This window comes from Hymenobacter segetis (assembly GCF_038448715.1).
GTDB classification, from domain to species: Bacteria; Bacteroidota; Bacteroidia; order Cytophagales; family Hymenobacteraceae; genus Hymenobacter; species Hymenobacter segetis.
Genome location: NZ_JBCEVZ010000009.1, coordinates 82,791 through 98,316, shown reverse-complemented (window position 1 = coordinate 98,316; position 15,526 = coordinate 82,791). Strand labels below are relative to the sequence as shown.

Genomic DNA, 15,526 nt, shown 5'->3' with positions numbered 1-15,526 from the left:
GGCTGATTGAATTTCCTTCCCCGCTGTGCCCATGACTCTGCCCGAATTTTCCGTCTTGCTGCTGGCCTGGGACGATGCCGACCCCACCGTGGCCGTACTCGGCGGCGCGGCCCTACCCCCTACCCTGCCGCTGGTGTATCAATTGGCCGCACAGCATCCGGTGCTGGCCGTTTATCCACACCTGCCGGCCGGAGAAAACAGGGGAGAAAGCGCAGCCGCTGGTTCATCGAAAACTATGGCATCAGAAGCTACCACTGTGCCTGCTACCACTCCGAAAATTGCTGTTACGGATGATTTCGCAACGGTTGCAGCGGCTTCTGAAGCGACTGTAGATGCGTTGGTGACAGCGGTGGATGGGCCGGGCGTGCAGTTGCTACCCTCGTTAGTTTCAGGAAAGAAAGTGGCCGTTCCGGCCTTGCAGTCGCGCATTATCGGGTTGGCTGAGTTGGAATCTATTGATGCTCCAGCACCGGCTGCGTCTCCCGCTTCGACGGCTCCTACCTCGGCGGCTCCGACGAAGCCTTTGGCGACTCGGCTCCCTGCGCTACAGCCGGCGGTCGGCCATAGCCAGTGGCCTACGGGTATTCATGCGCCCGCACTGGCGGGCCAGTGGCAAGCGCCAGCCGCGCCGTATCTGGGCGCGGGTTCGGGTGGGTTTTTCCCGCCGCCTCCACCTGCCCCGCCCCGGCCGCTAGTGGCAGTGAAAGGTGCGAATGTCGTTGCGACAACGGCAGCAGCACATGGTTTCAGGCCGTTGAGTGGAGCCGCTTCGCCCGCCGTTGCCATCTCAACGCCCATGCCCACCCTCCGTCCACGGCAAAACCCGCAAGCCGGCGACCTGAGCTTCGACCCCGACCCGGAGCTGCCAGCCGTGCAGCACCCCGACGCTTTCCAGGAAACCACGGAAGAAATCGGGGCTGGAGAAGCCGCCGATATTTCAGCGCCCGAAGACGACCTCGTGCCCGACGCGCCAGTTGCTGAAGTACTTGAAGTGGCACCCGCCGCAGCATTCACCCCCGCCTCTGAAACGGCCGAACCCGCCGCGCCCACCATACTCGCACCCCGACTCGACGGCCTGAACTTCCGCATGATTCAGTATGCCCGGCAGGCGGCGCAGCTGGTGCAGGGCCGTGCCGCCGATTTTGGAGTGATTTACGCGCCCAACTGGCCGGCGTGGCTGGCCGCGCTTGAAATCCGCAACAGCTCGGGCCGGCCGCTGGTGCTCTATCTAGCCAGCCTCGCCACCGACCTGCCCAACCCCGCCGAGCACGGCTACCAGCTCGAAATGGAGCGCATGGCCATGCGCCGCGCCCGCCTCGTGCTGGTACCCGATGAAGCCCTGCGCCGCCGCCTGCTGGCCCTGTATGAGGACGCCGCCGGCAAAGTGCGCGTAGTGGCGGCCGACGATGAAACCGCCATGCAAAAGGCGCTGGGCGAAGTGGCGTTGGGCTAAGCCCACCCCGGCGGCTTCATTGCGAAATGGCTTACTTTGTTGCAACAAGCCCTTTTTCAACCCCAAAACTCCGCCCCGTATGCAGCCTGAACACGAATTTGAAGCCGTATTGGAAGCCGGTGATGGCGATGGCGGTGTGTTCGTCGTGATTCCGTTTTCAGTGCCCGAAGTATATGGCAAGCGCGGCCAGCTGCCGGTCAAGGTCACCTTCGACGGCTACCCCTATCAGGGCAGCGCCGTGCCCCTCGGCGACGGCCACCACGCCCTGCTCATCCTCAAGCAAATCCGCAAAGCCATTGATAAAACCATCGGCGACTCGGTGCGCGTGACCATGTCGCACGATACGGCGGTGCGCAAAATGACGCCCCCTGACGACCTCGCCGGACAGCTCGCCACCAACCCCAAAGCCGCCGCCTACTTCGACAAGCTGGCCTACACCCATCAGCGCGAGTTCGTGCGCTGGCTGGAAGGCGCCAAGCGGCCGGACACCCGCGCCCGCCGCCTAGCTGAGACGATGGAGATGCTGGGCCAGGGGCGCAAGCGCCCGTAGGTTTCCACTTTCAGGAAAAGAACGTCATGCTGAGCGCAGCCGAAGCATCTCTACCGCAACACTATTCCTTATGATTAGAATTAGTTGCGCGGTAGAGATGCTTCGGCTGCGCTCAGCATGACGTTCTAATAATCAACATTATTCAGAATCCATTCCGTCAGTTTCCCACCAACTCTCGTCATGAAAAAACGCTACCTGCTGCCCTTCCTGGCCCTGCTGCTCCCAACCCTATCCAACGCCCAAACCGCCAGCATCGACCGCGTGAACCCGACCAACTGGTGGGTGGGCATGAAAAACCCCAGCGTGCAGGTGCTCATCCACGGTCCCGGGGCGGGCACGCTAGCCTACAGCATCAATTACCCCGGCGTGAAACTGGTGAAAACCAATACCGTCGAGAACCCCAACTACGCCTTTCTCGACCTGACCATTGCCCCCACCGCTAAGCCCGGCCGGGTCCAAATTATCGGCAAAAAAGGCAGCCAGACAGTGATTCAAACCTGGGAAATTCGCGCCCGCGACAACGCCCCCAAAGCCCAGGGCGTGACCGCTGCCGACTTCATCTACTTGGCCATGCCCGACCGCTTTGCCAACGGCGACCCGACCAACGACAAGTTCGCCGATATGCGCGACCCGAATATGGACCGCGCCAACCCTTTCTTCCGCCACGGCGGCGATTTGCAAGGCGCCGCCCAGCGAATCCCATACCTCAAAGACCTGGGCGTTACGGCCGTATGGTTCACCCCGGTGCTGGAGAATAACCAGCCGCTCACCAACGAGGGCGGCACCATGCGCGCCTCCTACCACGGCTACGGCTTCACCGACCAGTACAACGTGGACCGCCGCCTGGGCGGCAACGCGGCCTACAAAAGCTACGTGCAGCAGGCCCACGCCGCCGGCCTCAAGGTGGTGCAGGATGCCGTGTACAACCACGTCGGCAACACGCACTGGTTTTTGCAGGATTTGCCGATGAAAAGCTGGCTGCACCAGTGGCCCACCTACACCAACACCACCTACCGCTACCAGTCCATCACGGACCCACACGGCGCGCCGTCCGACCGCAAAGTCACGCTCGACGGCTGGTTCGTACCCTTCCTGCCCGACCTCAATCAGAGCAACCCCTACGTGGCCAATTATTTGATTGAAAATGCCATTTGGAGCGTGGAGAATTTTGGGGTTGATGCCTGGCGCATCGATACGTATATGTACAACGACCAGCCGTTTATGAACCGCTGCAACGCGGCGCTGCTGGCCGAATACCCGCGCATTCACATCTTCGGCGAGTCGTCGGTGAACAACGTGGTGGACCAGTCTTACTACACGAAAAACACCATCGGTTTTCCGTTCAAATCGAACCAGCCCGGCACCCTCGATTTCGTGCTTGAAAGTGCCATGAACGATGCCCTGAAACAGCCCGTGAGCTACGATGGCGGCGTGCAGCGCTTCTACCAGACCCTGGCCCAGGACGCAGTTTATCAGGACCCTACCAAGCTCGTCACCTTCCTCGACAACCACGACCACGACCGGTTCCTGTCCGTCATCGGCGACGACCTGGACAAGTATAAAATGGGCCTGACTTGGCTGCTCACCACCCGCGGCATCCCGAGCATGTACTACGGCACCGAAATCCTGATGAAGAATTTCAAAGACCCCACCGATGCCGAGGTGCGCAAGGATTTCCCCGGCGGCTGGCCCGGCGACAAGGAGGACAAATTCACCCCCGCCGGCCGCACCGCCCGCGAAAACGAAGCCTTCGATTTCGTAAAAAAACTAGCCACCTACCGCCGCGACCACAAAGTGCTGCACGACGGTAAGCTGATGCAATACCTGCCCGAAAACGGCCTCTACGTGTACTTCCGCTACGATGCCAGTGGCACGGTGATGGTGGCCTCGAATACGTCAGACAAACCGGCCACGCTGCCCACGGCCCGCTTCGTGGAGCGCATGAATGGCCTCACGAAAGCCCGCAACGTGATGACGGGCGAGAGCCTGAACAGCATTGCGAGTTTGGCCTTACCCGCCAAAACCGCTGTGGTGCTGGAGCTGCTGAAGTAGCTGATTAGCAACAACACCAGGTAAATAGAAAGCGGGGTGATTGCAACAAGTCGCCCGGCTTCTCAATCCGCTAAACTGTATTTTTACAACGTGTTCCTTTCCATTAAACTGATGAAAAAGACGTTAACTGTTTTTCTACTCCCCCTCGCACTTTTAGGCTGCTCAAAAAAAGCTGCTGACCCTAATCCAACTACCGACCCTAATCCAAGCGACACGCACACCCGGGTGCGCGTAACCGGCACCGACCTGACAGGCATGGGAGCCTATATAAAATCTTCATTCAAAATGGATTATCGGTCGAGTTATCCCTATGAGTCGACGCCGGTTGATAATTCAATTACGACTCCCGACTACAGCTTCACATATGACATGGGAGTTCGGGAGAAAAAAGATTTTGTCGCTGCTGAAATAGGCTTTCGCACGGTTGATATTTACAATACCGCGCGCCCTCGTCCAACAACGCATCTTAAAGTTGAAATATTAGTCAACGGTAAGGTCGTTCAGGAGACTGAGTTGAATAGCTCGCTCACTGGCCGGAATGTCCGATTTAATCCCAAATACCTGCAAGCTAATTTGATTTGCAAGCTTGACAGCATCTAGCTCTGGCAAGATATTTCCTGGTTGCCGCGCCAGCTATTATTTAACCTAAGAACTAGCACGGCAACTCTTGTAGATGTTTACCCCCGCGCAAGCACCAGCGCCACCCGGCTCGGCACGTACAGGCTGAGCTGGTGCTCATACGTCTCGTACTCAAACGCCTCATCAGGCCGGTCGAAACCGCCGAAACGGCTATTGTCCGACGACAGCACCACGCGGTACTTGCCCTCCTCCGTTACCCAGAAGCGGTAGTCGGTCAGGCTTTTTTCGACGTGAAAATTCACGATGAACACCAAGCCAGCGCGCTCGAATACCAGCACTTTGTTTTCCTCATCGTGCTTCAATAAAACCGCCGGGCCGGCCCCCAGCAGGTGGCGGGCTTTGGCCAGGTGAATCATGGCCTTGTCGAACTCGCCGAGCTGGTGGTATTTCAACTCGGGGTTGTCGGCTAGGCTCCACTGGCGGCGGGCGAAATGGTAGCTCCAGTCGTTGCCCTCGCGGGGGAAATCGACCCACTCAGGGTGGCCGAATTCGTTGCCGATGAAGGTGAGGTAGCCCTCGCCGCCGGTGGCCAGCGTGACCAGGCGGATGAGCTTGTGCAGGGCCACTCCCCGGGCCGCGTTGGGGTCGGGGTCGGCGGCATGCATGTGGGTGTAGATGCCGGCATCAATCAGCCAGTGCAGCAGGGTTTTGTCGCCCACTAGGGCCTGGTCGTGGCTTTCGGCGTAGGCAATGGTTTTTTCGCCTGCGCGCCGGTTGTTGAGCGTATGCCAGAGGTCACCGAGGGGCCAGTTTTCGTCAGGCGTGTGCTTGAGGAGTTTTATCCAATAGTCGGGAATGCCCATGGCCAGGCGGTAGTCGAAGCCCACGCCGCCTTCCTTGATGGGCCGACATAGGCCAGGCAGACCGCTCATGTCTTCAGCAACGAGGATGCTGCCCTTTTTGAACTCGTGGGCCAGCGTGGTTGCTAGCTGCAAATACAGAATGGCGTCCTCATCGGCGGCCTCACCGAAGTAGTTGTCGTAGCCCATGAAGGCCACGCCCTCGCCGTGGTGGTGGTAGAGCATGCTCGTCACACCATCGAAGCGGAAGCCGTCGAAGTGGAATTCTTCGAGCCAATAGCGCAGGTTCGAGAGCAGGAATTGTTGCACCTCGGGGCGGCCGTAGTCGAATAGTTTGCTGTCCCAGCCGGGGTGGTTGCCGCGCTCGCCTTTGTGAAAGTAGAGGTTGCCGGAGCCGTCGAAATCGGCCAGGCCCTCGGCCTCGTTTTTCACGGCGTGCGAGTGCACGATGTCGAGCAACACGGCAATACCACGCCGGTGGGCTTCGTCGATGAGAAACTTCAAATCCTCGGGCGTACCAAAGCGGGAGCTGGCGGCAAACAAATTGGCGACGTGGTAGCCGAAAGAGCCGTAATACGGGTGCTCCATCACGGCCATTAGCTGCACGGTGTTGTAGCCGTCGGCCTCGATGCGGGGCAGAATGTTTTCGGCAAATTCACGGTAGGTGCCCACCCGGCTTTCCTCGGTGGCCATGCCCACATGGGCCTCGTAGATGAGCGGCACTTTAACGGCGGTAGCAGGTTTGAACTTCTGGTCGGTCCAGCGGAATTCCGTTTCAGGCCGCCAGATTTGGCCGGCGTAGTCCTTGGTCTGCTCGTCCTGCACGGCGCGGCGCAGGGTGGCGGGCAGACGGTCCTTGCCTTGGCCGTTGGCCGCCACGTGCACCTTGAAGCGGCTGCCGTGGCTGAGGCGCTGGTCGTATTCGGCATCGGGCAAAAACACTTCCCACACCCCGAAATCAAGCTTATGGAGCGGATTGGCCCCACGGTCCCAGCCGTTGAAATCGCCAATTAGTGACAGATAATCAGCTCCCGGAGCCCATTCGCGGTACACCCAGCCGCCGCGCCCGGCGTCGTGGTTCAGGCCCAGGTGCTGGTGCGCGGTAGCGTAGTTCAGCAGGGAGCCGTGGTATTGTTCGATTTCGGCCAGGCGGGCCTGCAGGCGGGCTAGGCGCTGGCGCAGCACCGGCTCGAAGGGCGCGAGCCAGGCATCGTTTTTCACGAGGGCGAGCGGGGCCGGGCGGCGGGCTTTGGGAGCGGCGGAGGCGGTGGGTTTCGATGCAGCCATGATGCGGGAAGGTTTGGGCCAAATGTAACGCGCCGCCACTGCCGGCTTGGCAGCGGCGGGTGCTCGGCGGCAATTTATACGAGCTAACCGGCAATTTCGGCCCTGCAATAGTAATCCGCTGAAACATGGCGTTATTTTGCCCAATGATGAAATACCGTCTACTGACCATTCCGCTGGCGCTGCTGCTGGCCTGCTCGGCCGAGCGGCCGGTTACGTCCACCTCGCGGGCTTTTGAAGGGTCGCTGGGCACGCCACCGCCCAAGGCCGCCGCGCCCCGGCTGGCCCGCTACGCCATGGTGGTATCGGCCCACCCCGAGGCCTCTAAAATCGGCACCCTGATTCTCCAGCGCGGCGGCAATGCCTACGACGCGGCCGTGGCCGTGCAGTTTGCGCTGGCCGTGGCTTTGCCAGTAGCCGGTAATATTGGGGGCGGCGGTTTCCTACTCTACCGCGACCGCAACGGCTCGGCCGGCTCGCTCGATTTCCGCGAAACCGCCCCGGCCGGCGCTACGCGGGATATGTACCTCGACAAGCAAGGCAACGTGGTGCCCGACCTGAGCACCGCCGGCCCGCTGGCTGTGGGCACGCCCGGCACCGTAGCCGGCATGGTGACCTTGCACAAGCAGTTGGGCAAACTCTCATGGGCCACGCTGGTGCAGCCCGCCGTAGCGCTGGCCACGCGCGGCTTCCCGCTCACGGCCAAGGAGGCCGCCGGCCTCAACCGCACCCGCGCCGATTTTCAGAAGTATAACCCCGGCAACCCGCCGGCCTACCTACGGCCCGGCGGCGGCGACTGGCAGGCCGGCGACACCCTGCGCCTGCCCGAGCTGGCCCGCACCCTCACCCGCGTGCGCGACCAGGGCCGCGCCGGCTTCTACAAGGGCGAAACTGCCCGCCTGCTGCTCAGCGAGATGAAGCGCGGCGGCGGCCTCGTGAGCCAGGCCGACCTCGACGCCTACAAAGCCAAGTGGCGCGAGCCCCTGCGCGGCCACTACCGTGATTACGACGTCATCACCATGCCGCCGCCCAGCTCGGGCGGCGTGGCCCTGCTCCAAATGCTGCAAATGCTGGAGCCCATCGACCTGGCCCAGGCCGGCTACCACACGCCCCTGGCCGTGCACTACATCACGGAGGCCGAGCGGCGCGTGTACGCTGACCGCGCCACCTACCTCGGCGACCCGGATTTTGGCTTCGTGCCCGTGCAAAAGCTGCTCGATGTGGACTACAACCGCCAGCGGGCTGCCTCCATGCGCCCCAAGGGCCGCGCCACGGCCAGCGCCGACGTAACGGCTGGCACCGGCCTGCCCGGCTACGAGAGCGACGAAACCACCCACTACAGCATCGTCGATGCCCTCGGCAATGCCGTGAGCTGCACCACCACCCTCAACGGGGCGTATGGCAGCAAAGTAGTAGTGCCCGGCGCGGGCTTTTTGCTGAATAATGAGATGGACGACTTCTCGGCCAAAGCCGGCGTGCCGAATGCCTACGGCCTGGTGGGCGGCACCGCCAACGCCATCGCGCCCGGCAAGCGTATGCTCAGCAGCATGACGCCCACCATCCTAACCCGCAACGGCAAAGTGGCGCTGGTGACGGGCACGCCCGGCGGCAGCACCATCATTACCAGCGTATTGCAAAGCATCCTAGGCATTGTCGATTACGGCCTGAACGCTCAACAGGTGGTGACCGCGCCGCGCCTGCACCACCAGTGGCTGCCCGATATCGTCGACGTAGAAGCCGGCGCGCTGCTCCCCGCCGCGCAGGACACGCTGCGCGCCCGGGGCTACCACCTCAACCCGCGCCTGCCCTGGGGCCGGCTCGACATCATCCACATTCTGCCCGAAGGCACCCTGGAAGGCGGCGCCGACCCGCGCGGCGATGATACGGCGCTGGGATATTAGAAGTTAGGAATAAGAGCAGAAAAAAGAACGTCATGCTGAGCGCAGTCGAAGCATCTCTACCGCAGCAGTAATCCAATCGAAAGAGGTTTACTATTGCGGTAGAGATGCTTCGACTTCGCGCAGCATGACGTTCCTGGTTTTGGGTTGTGCTCATCGGACAAGCAACCCAAACAACTGTTTAACTCAAGCGCAAACTAGTGCTGCACCACCTGCGAGTTAGCAATATGGCGCAGGTTGCCGGCGGCCGAAATCAGCTTCTGGCTGAGCTCGCGGGCTTTGTCGCCTTCGCCGCTGAAGTTGTGGGTGGTGAGGGCGGCTTTGGCCGTCATCTCGCCGAGGTTCTGGAAGGCCTGGGCCATGCCGGCGGCGTTGTTGCCGCTGATGTGGTTGCGCAAGGTTTCGAGTTCGGTCACCATGAGGCGGGTGGCGGGCTGGTCGATGCTGCGCAGGTGCTGAATCCAGCTTTCGAGGTGGCTGAGACCCTGGCTGGGGTCCACGTGGAAACCGGCGTTGTTGACGTTGAACAGCATGCGGATGCTGGATTCTGCTTCGGAGATAAAGCTCATGAAACGAAGAAATAGGGGTGTGAAAACGAACGGGAACGGGCCAAACTGCGGCGGCGGCCAGAGGCCGGCGCGCCGTTCGGCGGCCAAAGATAACCGGCGGGGCGGCTAGTTTTCGGTGCCGGGGTGGAGTTCCTGCACGTCGGGGTGGCTGTAGTTGACCACGATGACGGAAAACGGGTGCGGCTCGCCCTCGCGCTTCTCGATGCGGATGGTGCCGGCATCGCGCAGCTTGTTGAGCTGGTCGCGGCGCTCGTAGTCGGGCAGTTCGGGCAGCTCGTCGGTGAGCAAGCGCATGAACGGACCCAGCCACAACTCCGTCACGCGGCGCTGCTGCTTGGCTTCGAGCTTCTGAAACTCGGCCAGCATGAAGGCCAGCGTGCGGCGCTCCATATCGGTAGTCAGGCGGCGGGTGGGGGCAAATTCGGGCACGTCATCGCGCGACACAAACGGCCGGGCCGGCACCGGCACAATGGGCCGCGGGGCGCTGGCCGACGGCACGGGCACTACTTTGGGCAGGGGCACGGCGGCTTCGCCGCCGCTGTCGGCGCGGGCGGCCAGCGCGGCGGCCGAGGGCACACCGGCCATACCCTGCTCGCGCAGGCGGCGGCTTTCCTCAATGCTGCGCTGACGGTCGGCACGGCGTTTTTCGAGCTGCTCGACGCGCTCAATCGACAGCAAATCGCGGGCATCGATGAACTGCGCGGAGCCGATGTTCTGGAGCAAATCGCCGGATACGGACTCGCGGAAACCGGCCACCAGCACCTGCCGGGCCTGCCGGCGCAGGTGCTGGAGCACAGGAATGTAGTCGCGGTCGCCGGCCACGAGCACGAACGTGCCAATGTCGGGCCGAGTGTACATCACCTCCAGCGCGTCGATGCAGAGTTGCATGTCGGCGGCGTTTTTGTGGTCGGTGCCCAGCACGTTGCGGGTGCTCACGCCCATCAGGTAGAGGGCACCCTGGGGGGCGGTGGCCAGGCGCTCGAAGTCGGCATAGGCGTAGCTGATGAGGCTATCGAGGCCTTTGTCGCTGAGCTGCTCGCGCAAGGTCCGGACGATGTCGAGGCAGATATCGTTGAGGTCGGGCGGGTCGTGAAAGTGGTTTTTCAGGAAGTAATAGACGTTTTCAAAATCGATAAAAACGGCCGCGTAGGGGGAAGCTGTCGGTTTGGGCAACATGATGCTGAAATACTAAGTCCTATCACGAGAAAACTGCGCTGAGGGAAGACCAGAACACTTGAACAACACGCACCTAGAGCGGCAAATAGTCCGGCTGTGGCTACCGGAAAAATGCGCCCGACGGGCTAGTAAGCGGAGCCATAAATTGCCGGCGTATCGTTTACTTTGAAGGAATAAAGGTACGCAGCCAGGCCACTGGTTTGGTAATAGCCCCGGCATTGCTGGTGCAACCGGCCCGCGCCAGCGGCTGATGCTCACGCAGTAACTTCGCCGCTCCTACCCTACTTCTATGCTGCCTTTCGATAGCGCCCGCCTGCATTTCCGCCCCCTTACCGATGCCGATACGGCCGGCATGTTCGCGCTCGATTCCGACCCGGCCGTGCACCGCTACCTCGGCGGCATTGGCGGGCACATGGTGAGCGAGCCGGCCCAGAGCCTGGATATGATTCGCTACATTCAAGCGCAGTATGAGGCCAACGGCATTGGCCGCTGGGCCGTGGTGCTGCGCGAAACCGGCGAGTTTATGGGCTGGGCCGGGCTGAAGCTGGTGGCCGGCCCCATCAACGGGCAGCGCGATTTCTATGACCTGGGCTACCGGTTTCTGCCGCAGTTCTGGGGACAGGGCTACGGCTTTGAGGCAGCCCGGGCCTGGCTGGATTACGGGTTTGAGGTGCTGCACCTGCCCCGCATCTGCGCCTACGCTGATGCGCACAACGTGGCTTCGCGGCGCATCCTCACCAAAATCGGCCTGCACGAGGGGCCGGAGTTTCTGGTGGAAGGTCTGCCCTGCGTGTGGTTTGAGGCAGATGCGCCTAAACGGGCGTAAATCCCATATTTTCAGCAGGAATAGCTATATACGGCGAATGCGCTGCGCTGCCAGCTGCACCAGCACCACCCACGCCACGGCGGCCGCCCAGCCCGCCAGCACATCCGACGGGTTGTGCACGCCCAGGTACATGCGCGCCCAGCCCACGGCCAGCGAAAACAACGGCATTAGCCACACCCAACCGCGCGTGCGGCTATTCCAACACAAAAACACCAGCGCCGTGGCAATGGCCGCCGTGTCCATAGCGTGCCCGCTCGGGAAGCTGAACGTGTGTTCGGGCCGGATGCTGGCCCAGAGCGTGGGCCGGGGCCGGGCCACCAACGGTTTGATAACCTGCGTGAGCAGCATTGAGCCGCCCACCGCCGCAAACCACACCCACGCTGCCCGCCACTGCCGCCGCAGCAGCAACGCCAGCCACACCAGCACCCCGAGGCCTACCATCGGCCAGGTATTGCCCACGATGGTGAGGAATACGGCCACTTTATTGAGCCCCGGCGTGGCGTGGCGGTGCCAGAATTCAAGAATGGGGACATCCCAGGGCAGGCTGCCGGCGTGCGCCACAGCCAAGACCAGCCAGCCAAAGATTCCGGCTGAAATCAGCAAAATCAACCACAACGCGCCGGGCGGTGGCGCTGGGTTGAACACGGAACGCGGAGGCGAAAGCATAACGAGGCCGGGGGATAAAACGCTGGCAAGTAACGACGCGGGTTACTAAGCCGGGGCATTTTGCGCTTCCCGCGGCGGCGCTACCAGGGTGGGCAGCCGCCGGTGCAGGGCCTCGCGCCAGAACCGCCGCAGCTCGTGGAACTCGGGCGAGAACAGTACGTGCAGCCCCGCCACCCAGCCCACCGAGCCCGTCCAGCCGGCCAGCACATCGGAGGGGTAATGCACGCCCAGGTACATCCGGCTCCAGCCCACGGTCAGGGCAAACAGCGGCCCCAATACCCAGGCTAGCCAGTGGCCCCGGTGCTGCCACAGCAGGAAACCAAGGGCCGTGGCGACAGCCGCCGCGCCCATGGCGTGCCCGCTCGGGAAGCTGTAGTAAAAGGCCGGTTTCAAACTGAGCCACAGGGCGGGCCGGGGCCGGGCAAACAGTACTTTCACCAGCAGATTCAGGGCCATGGCCCCGCCCACCGACAGCCCAAAAAACCACGCCTGCCGACGCGTGCCCCACCCGGCCAGCCCCAGCGTGATGAGCACCGCCAGAATCCCCATCGGCAGTGGGTCGCCGGCGGCGGTGAGGGCCAGCGCCAGCTTATCGAGCCCGGGAGTGCCGTGGGCGTGCAGAAACTCCAGAATCCATTTGTCGCCGATGAAACCGCCGTGCTCCCAAACATCCTCGGCCACGTTCACGAACACCACCCACGGCAGCACCAGGCCAATCAACAGGGCCATCAGCAGCACTTTGTGCACCCACAGGGCGTGGCGCAAACGGGGCCAGAGCGTGGTGAACATAGAACAGGAGTATCGATGGAATTGGTGAATGGTGGATTACGGCCTCAACGCCAAAAAGAACGTCCCTTTCTACCGCCCAAATTCCAGTACGCGAAACGTGCCGGGCACGATGCTGGGCCGGGGGCGCGGGTTTTCAGTGGTGGGGGCCGGCGTGGGGCCATAATCGGCCGTGACGGTGAAGAGGTGGCTGGTTTTCGGGTCGAGGCTCATGGTGCGTACGCCCCGGGCGGTGGGCACATTGGTCACCACCGAGAATTTATTGGGTGAGTCTTCGTGAATTACGGTGAAGGTGCCCGCGCCGTTGGAGGTGATGATGTTGCGCGTGGTGGGGTCGAAGCCCGCGCCGTCGGTGCCCTTGCCGGTGGGCAGCACGGCGATTTGCTTGCCGGTTTTGCTGTCGGTCACCACCAGCTTTTCGTTGGCGCAGCCGCTGAAGAGGCGGTTGGTTTTGGCATCGAAGGCCAGACCGGTGGGCTCTTCGCCGGGAGCCAGCGGGAAGCGGTGGCGCACGGCCAGCGTCTTGGCATCGAAGGCCACGATTTCGCTTTTGTTTTCGATGTTGACGAAGATGGTGCCGTGGCCGTCGCTCACGCCTTCTTCCACGTCGCCGCCCAGCTCGGCGGTGCCTACTACGGCGCCGGTTTTGGCGTCGAGCACGGTGCTCTTGCCACCGTCGTTGCTGAAGATGAATACCCGCTTCGAGAAGGCGTCATACAGCAGCGCGTCGGGCTTGGGGCCGGTGGGGATGGGCGCGCCGATGGGCTTCAAAGTCTTCACATCAAACACCACGCAGGTGTTGTTGCGCCCGCAGGTGATGTAGCCGCGATTGGTGCCCGGCACTACTTCAATACCATGCACTCCCGGCGTATCCATAATGGTACCGACAACCTTGCGGGTCTTCAAATCAACAACTTCCACCCGCGTGCCGTGCGACACGTAGAGGCGCTCTCCGGCGGGGTCTACTTTGAGGTAGTCCCAGCCACCCTCGCCACCAATATTGATGGTATTGAGCAGGTGGTAGGGCGCGGCGGCCGTGGTTTGGGCATGGGCGGCGGTGCCAAAAAAGGTCAGGGCCAGGGGCGCGGCCAGCAGCAGGTTTTTCACGAGAGAAAGGCTTAGGATGAAACCGATGCGGCGAAGGTCGCAGCCGATTCTGTAGCTGGGCTGAAGGCGTTATCCAGAACTATTTCTTAAACGTCATGCCGAACGCAGCCGAGGCATCTCGCTTGCCACCACTCATCAATACCATTTTCACGATTGGATTACTTTCACAAGCGAGATGCCTCGGCTGCGTTCGGCATGACGGCCTTTACTGCTTGATAGTCCGAATAATCCCCGCTCCTTACCTTGCGCCATGCCCTATCCTGCCCCTTTCCGCCCGTTGCGTGCGCTGCTTTTGCCCCTGCTCTTGCTGGGAGCCTGCCAATCCGGCACCAAGTCGAAACCCGAAACGGAAACGACCGCCTCACCGGCCGCCACGCGTGATTCGGCGGCCTACACCATCCGGCATCCGGAGTGGGCGCGCCACGCTACCATCTATCAGGTAAATGTGCGGCAGTACACGCCGCAGGGCACGTTTCGGGCGGCGGAGGCGGACCTGCCGCGCCTGCAACGCATGGGAGTGGGCATCCTGTGGCTGATGCCGATAAACCCCATCGGCCGTAGCCACCGCAAGGGCACGCTGGGTAGCGCGTATTCGGTGCGCGACTACCGCGCCGTGAACCTGGATTTGGGCTCGCTGGCCGATTTGCAGCACTACGTAAACACCGCCCACGGCCTCGGAATGCACGTTATTCTGGACTGGGTAGCCAACCACACGGCCTGGGACAGCAACCTCACCACCGAGCACCCCGACTGGTACACCCGCGACAGCCTCGGCCATTTCCGGCCGCCCGTGGCCGACTGGCAGGACGTTATCGACCTAGACTACACCAAGCCCGCCCTGCGCCGGTACATGACCGAAACCATGGCTTACTGGGTGAAAACGGCCGGCCTCGACGGCTTCCGCTGCGACGTGGCGGGGCTGGTACCGACGGATTTCTGGAACGCCACACGGGCCGAATTGGAGAAGATAAAGCCGGTTTTCATGCTGGCCGAGTGGGACGAATTATTCCCGCCCACGTTCATCTCGCGCAAGGAATTCGACCCCAACACCCGCCTGCTCGAAAAGGCCTTCGACGCTACCTACGCCCTGCGCCTGCACGGCCTGCTCGATAGCCTGGGCCGGGGCCAGAAACCCACCACTGAACTAGCCCACTACTGGGCCGCCGAGCGGAAATTATACCCCGCCGGCGTGAATCTAATGACCTTCACCAGCACCCACGACATCAACGCCTGGGACGGCAGCGAGTACGAGCGCCTCGGCAAAAATGCCCAGCCCGAAGCCGTGCTCACCATGCTCTGGCCCGGCATCCCAATGCTCTATAACGGTCAGGAAGCAGGGATGAAAAAGCGGCTGCGCTTTTTTGATAAGGATACCATTCCGTGGGTTAATTATGGCTATCAGGGTTTCTACATGATGCTGATTGGCCTGAAAAACCGTCATCCAGCGCTGCGCAATTTCGATACTGGGGCTTCCTTCCAGCTGCTGCCGGCACCGGAGCAGTGCGTTGCTTTCGTGCGGCAAAAAGGGGCGGCGAAGGTTTTTGTAGCTGTCAATCTCGGCGATTTGCCCCGGGCGGTGGCGCTGCCGGCCGGCCCAGCGCAGGCGTGGCGGGGAGTCTTTTCAAAGGCTGGGGCGTTGCCACTTACCGCTGCCCCGGTGCAGGTAGCCGCACACGACTGGGCAATCCGAATCATTGAATGAGCCGGCATGGGCCAATCA

General features: G+C 62.0%; 13 protein-coding genes. 7 read left to right on the top strand and 6 right to left on the bottom strand.

Features of this window, described 5'->3' with window-relative positions:
- Window positions 1-796: 796 nt before the first annotated feature.
- From AAFH49_RS06005 to AAFH49_RS05990, 4 genes are all read left to right on the top strand, one after another.
- Window positions 797-1,453, top strand: coding sequence for a glycosyltransferase family 4 protein (locus AAFH49_RS06005; protein ID WP_342296600.1), 657 nt, complete (start codon window positions 797-799; stop codon window positions 1,451-1,453).
- Window positions 1,454-1,532: 79 nt separating this feature from the next.
- Window positions 1,533-2,003, top strand: coding sequence for a YdeI/OmpD-associated family protein (locus AAFH49_RS06000; protein WP_342296599.1), 471 nt, complete (start codon window positions 1,533-1,535; stop codon window positions 2,001-2,003).
- A 180-nt stretch (window positions 2,004-2,183) separates the two neighbouring features.
- Window positions 2,184-4,055 carry a glycoside hydrolase family 13 protein gene (locus AAFH49_RS05995; protein ID WP_342296597.1) on the top strand — a complete coding sequence of 624 codons (1,872 nt, stop codon included), beginning with the start codon at window positions 2,184-2,186 and terminating at the stop codon, window positions 4,053-4,055.
- A 111-nt stretch (window positions 4,056-4,166) separates the two neighbouring features.
- Window positions 4,167-4,655, top strand: a complete 489-nt coding sequence (locus AAFH49_RS05990) for a hypothetical protein (protein WP_342296596.1) — start codon at window positions 4,167-4,169, stop codon at window positions 4,653-4,655.
- 77 nt (window positions 4,656-4,732) lie between these two features.
- Here the strand turns inward: AAFH49_RS05990 and AAFH49_RS05985 are convergent, their stop codons facing one another.
- Window positions 4,733-6,781 (bottom strand): alpha amylase C-terminal domain-containing protein, encoded by a 2,049-nt coding sequence (locus AAFH49_RS05985; RefSeq protein ID WP_342296595.1) that lies wholly within the window; start codon window positions 6,779-6,781, stop codon window positions 4,733-4,735.
- 146 nt (window positions 6,782-6,927) lie between these two features.
- On the opposite strand from AAFH49_RS05985, the gene ggt reads away from it, so the two are divergent.
- Complete coding sequence (ggt, locus tag AAFH49_RS05980) at window positions 6,928-8,679, top strand: gamma-glutamyltransferase (RefSeq protein ID WP_342296594.1); 1,752 nt, start codon at window positions 6,928-6,930, stop codon at window positions 8,677-8,679.
- Between the two features lie 194 nt (window positions 8,680-8,873).
- On the opposite strand, the gene AAFH49_RS05975 is transcribed toward ggt, so the two are convergent.
- Both AAFH49_RS05975 and AAFH49_RS05970 read right to left on the bottom strand, forming a co-directional pair.
- On the bottom strand, window positions 8,874-9,245 hold the full coding sequence (locus AAFH49_RS05975) for a hypothetical protein (protein ID WP_342296593.1): 372 nt from the start codon (window positions 9,243-9,245) through the stop codon (window positions 8,874-8,876).
- 105 nt (window positions 9,246-9,350) lie between these two features.
- Complete coding sequence (locus AAFH49_RS05970; RefSeq protein ID WP_342296592.1) at window positions 9,351-10,421, bottom strand: NYN domain-containing protein; 1,071 nt, start codon at window positions 10,419-10,421, stop codon at window positions 9,351-9,353.
- Window positions 10,422-10,710: 289 nt separating this feature from the next.
- Between AAFH49_RS05970 and AAFH49_RS05965 the strand changes: the two genes are divergently transcribed.
- Window positions 10,711-11,247 (top strand): GNAT family N-acetyltransferase, encoded by a 537-nt coding sequence (locus AAFH49_RS05965; protein WP_342296591.1) that lies wholly within the window; start codon window positions 10,711-10,713, stop codon window positions 11,245-11,247.
- A 24-nt stretch (window positions 11,248-11,271) separates the two neighbouring features.
- Here the strand turns inward: AAFH49_RS05965 and AAFH49_RS05960 are convergent, their stop codons facing one another.
- The 3 genes from AAFH49_RS05960 to AAFH49_RS05950 all read right to left on the bottom strand — a co-directional run bounded on the left by AAFH49_RS05960 (window position 11,272) and on the right by AAFH49_RS05950 (window position 13,806).
- Window positions 11,272-11,913 (bottom strand): phosphatase PAP2 family protein, encoded by a 642-nt coding sequence (locus AAFH49_RS05960; protein ID WP_342296590.1) that lies wholly within the window; start codon window positions 11,911-11,913, stop codon window positions 11,272-11,274.
- Window positions 11,914-11,958: 45 nt separating this feature from the next.
- On the bottom strand, window positions 11,959-12,702 hold the full coding sequence (locus AAFH49_RS05955; protein ID WP_342296589.1) for a phosphatase PAP2 family protein: 744 nt from the start codon (window positions 12,700-12,702) through the stop codon (window positions 11,959-11,961).
- A gap of 69 nt (window positions 12,703-12,771) precedes the next feature.
- Entirely contained in the window at window positions 12,772-13,806 is a 1,035-nt protein-coding gene (locus tag AAFH49_RS05950) for a YncE family protein (RefSeq protein ID WP_342296588.1), read from the bottom strand.
- 250 nt (window positions 13,807-14,056) lie between these two features.
- Here AAFH49_RS05950 and AAFH49_RS05945 point away from each other — a divergent pair, with 250 nt between their 5' ends.
- A complete protein-coding gene (locus AAFH49_RS05945; protein WP_342296587.1) occupies window positions 14,057-15,508 on the top strand; it encodes an alpha-amylase family glycosyl hydrolase in 1,452 nt (483 codons plus the stop codon).
- The last annotated feature ends 18 nt before the right edge of the window (window positions 15,509-15,526 follow it).

Bases quoted from the DNA above. Each gene is read 5' to 3' on its own strand.
- AAFH49_RS06005 (WP_342296600.1), top strand. From the start codon at position 797: ATGCCCACCCTCCGTCCACGGCAAAACCCGCAAGCCGGCGACCTGAGC.
- AAFH49_RS06000 (WP_342296599.1), top strand. From the start codon at position 1,533: ATGCAGCCTGAACACGAATTTGAAGCCGTATTGGAAGCCGGTGATGGC.
- AAFH49_RS05995 (WP_342296597.1), top strand. From the start codon at position 2,184: ATGAAAAAACGCTACCTGCTGCCCTTCCTGGCCCTGCTGCTCCCAACC.
- AAFH49_RS05990 (WP_342296596.1), top strand. From the start codon at position 4,167: ATGAAAAAGACGTTAACTGTTTTTCTACTCCCCCTCGCACTTTTAGGC.
- AAFH49_RS05985 (WP_342296595.1), bottom strand. From the start codon at position 6,781: ATGGCTGCATCGAAACCCACCGCCTCCGCCGCTCCCAAAGCCCGCCGC.
- ggt (WP_342296594.1), top strand. From the start codon at position 6,928: ATGAAATACCGTCTACTGACCATTCCGCTGGCGCTGCTGCTGGCCTGC.
- AAFH49_RS05975 (WP_342296593.1), bottom strand. From the start codon at position 9,245: ATGAGCTTTATCTCCGAAGCAGAATCCAGCATCCGCATGCTGTTCAAC.
- AAFH49_RS05970 (WP_342296592.1), bottom strand. From the start codon at position 10,421: ATGTTGCCCAAACCGACAGCTTCCCCCTACGCGGCCGTTTTTATCGAT.
- AAFH49_RS05965 (WP_342296591.1), top strand. From the start codon at position 10,711: ATGCTGCCTTTCGATAGCGCCCGCCTGCATTTCCGCCCCCTTACCGAT.
- AAFH49_RS05960 (WP_342296590.1), bottom strand. From the start codon at position 11,913: ATGCTTTCGCCTCCGCGTTCCGTGTTCAACCCAGCGCCACCGCCCGGC.
- AAFH49_RS05955 (WP_342296589.1), bottom strand. From the start codon at position 12,702: ATGTTCACCACGCTCTGGCCCCGTTTGCGCCACGCCCTGTGGGTGCAC.
- AAFH49_RS05945 (WP_342296587.1), top strand. From the start codon at position 14,057: ATGCCCTATCCTGCCCCTTTCCGCCCGTTGCGTGCGCTGCTTTTGCCC.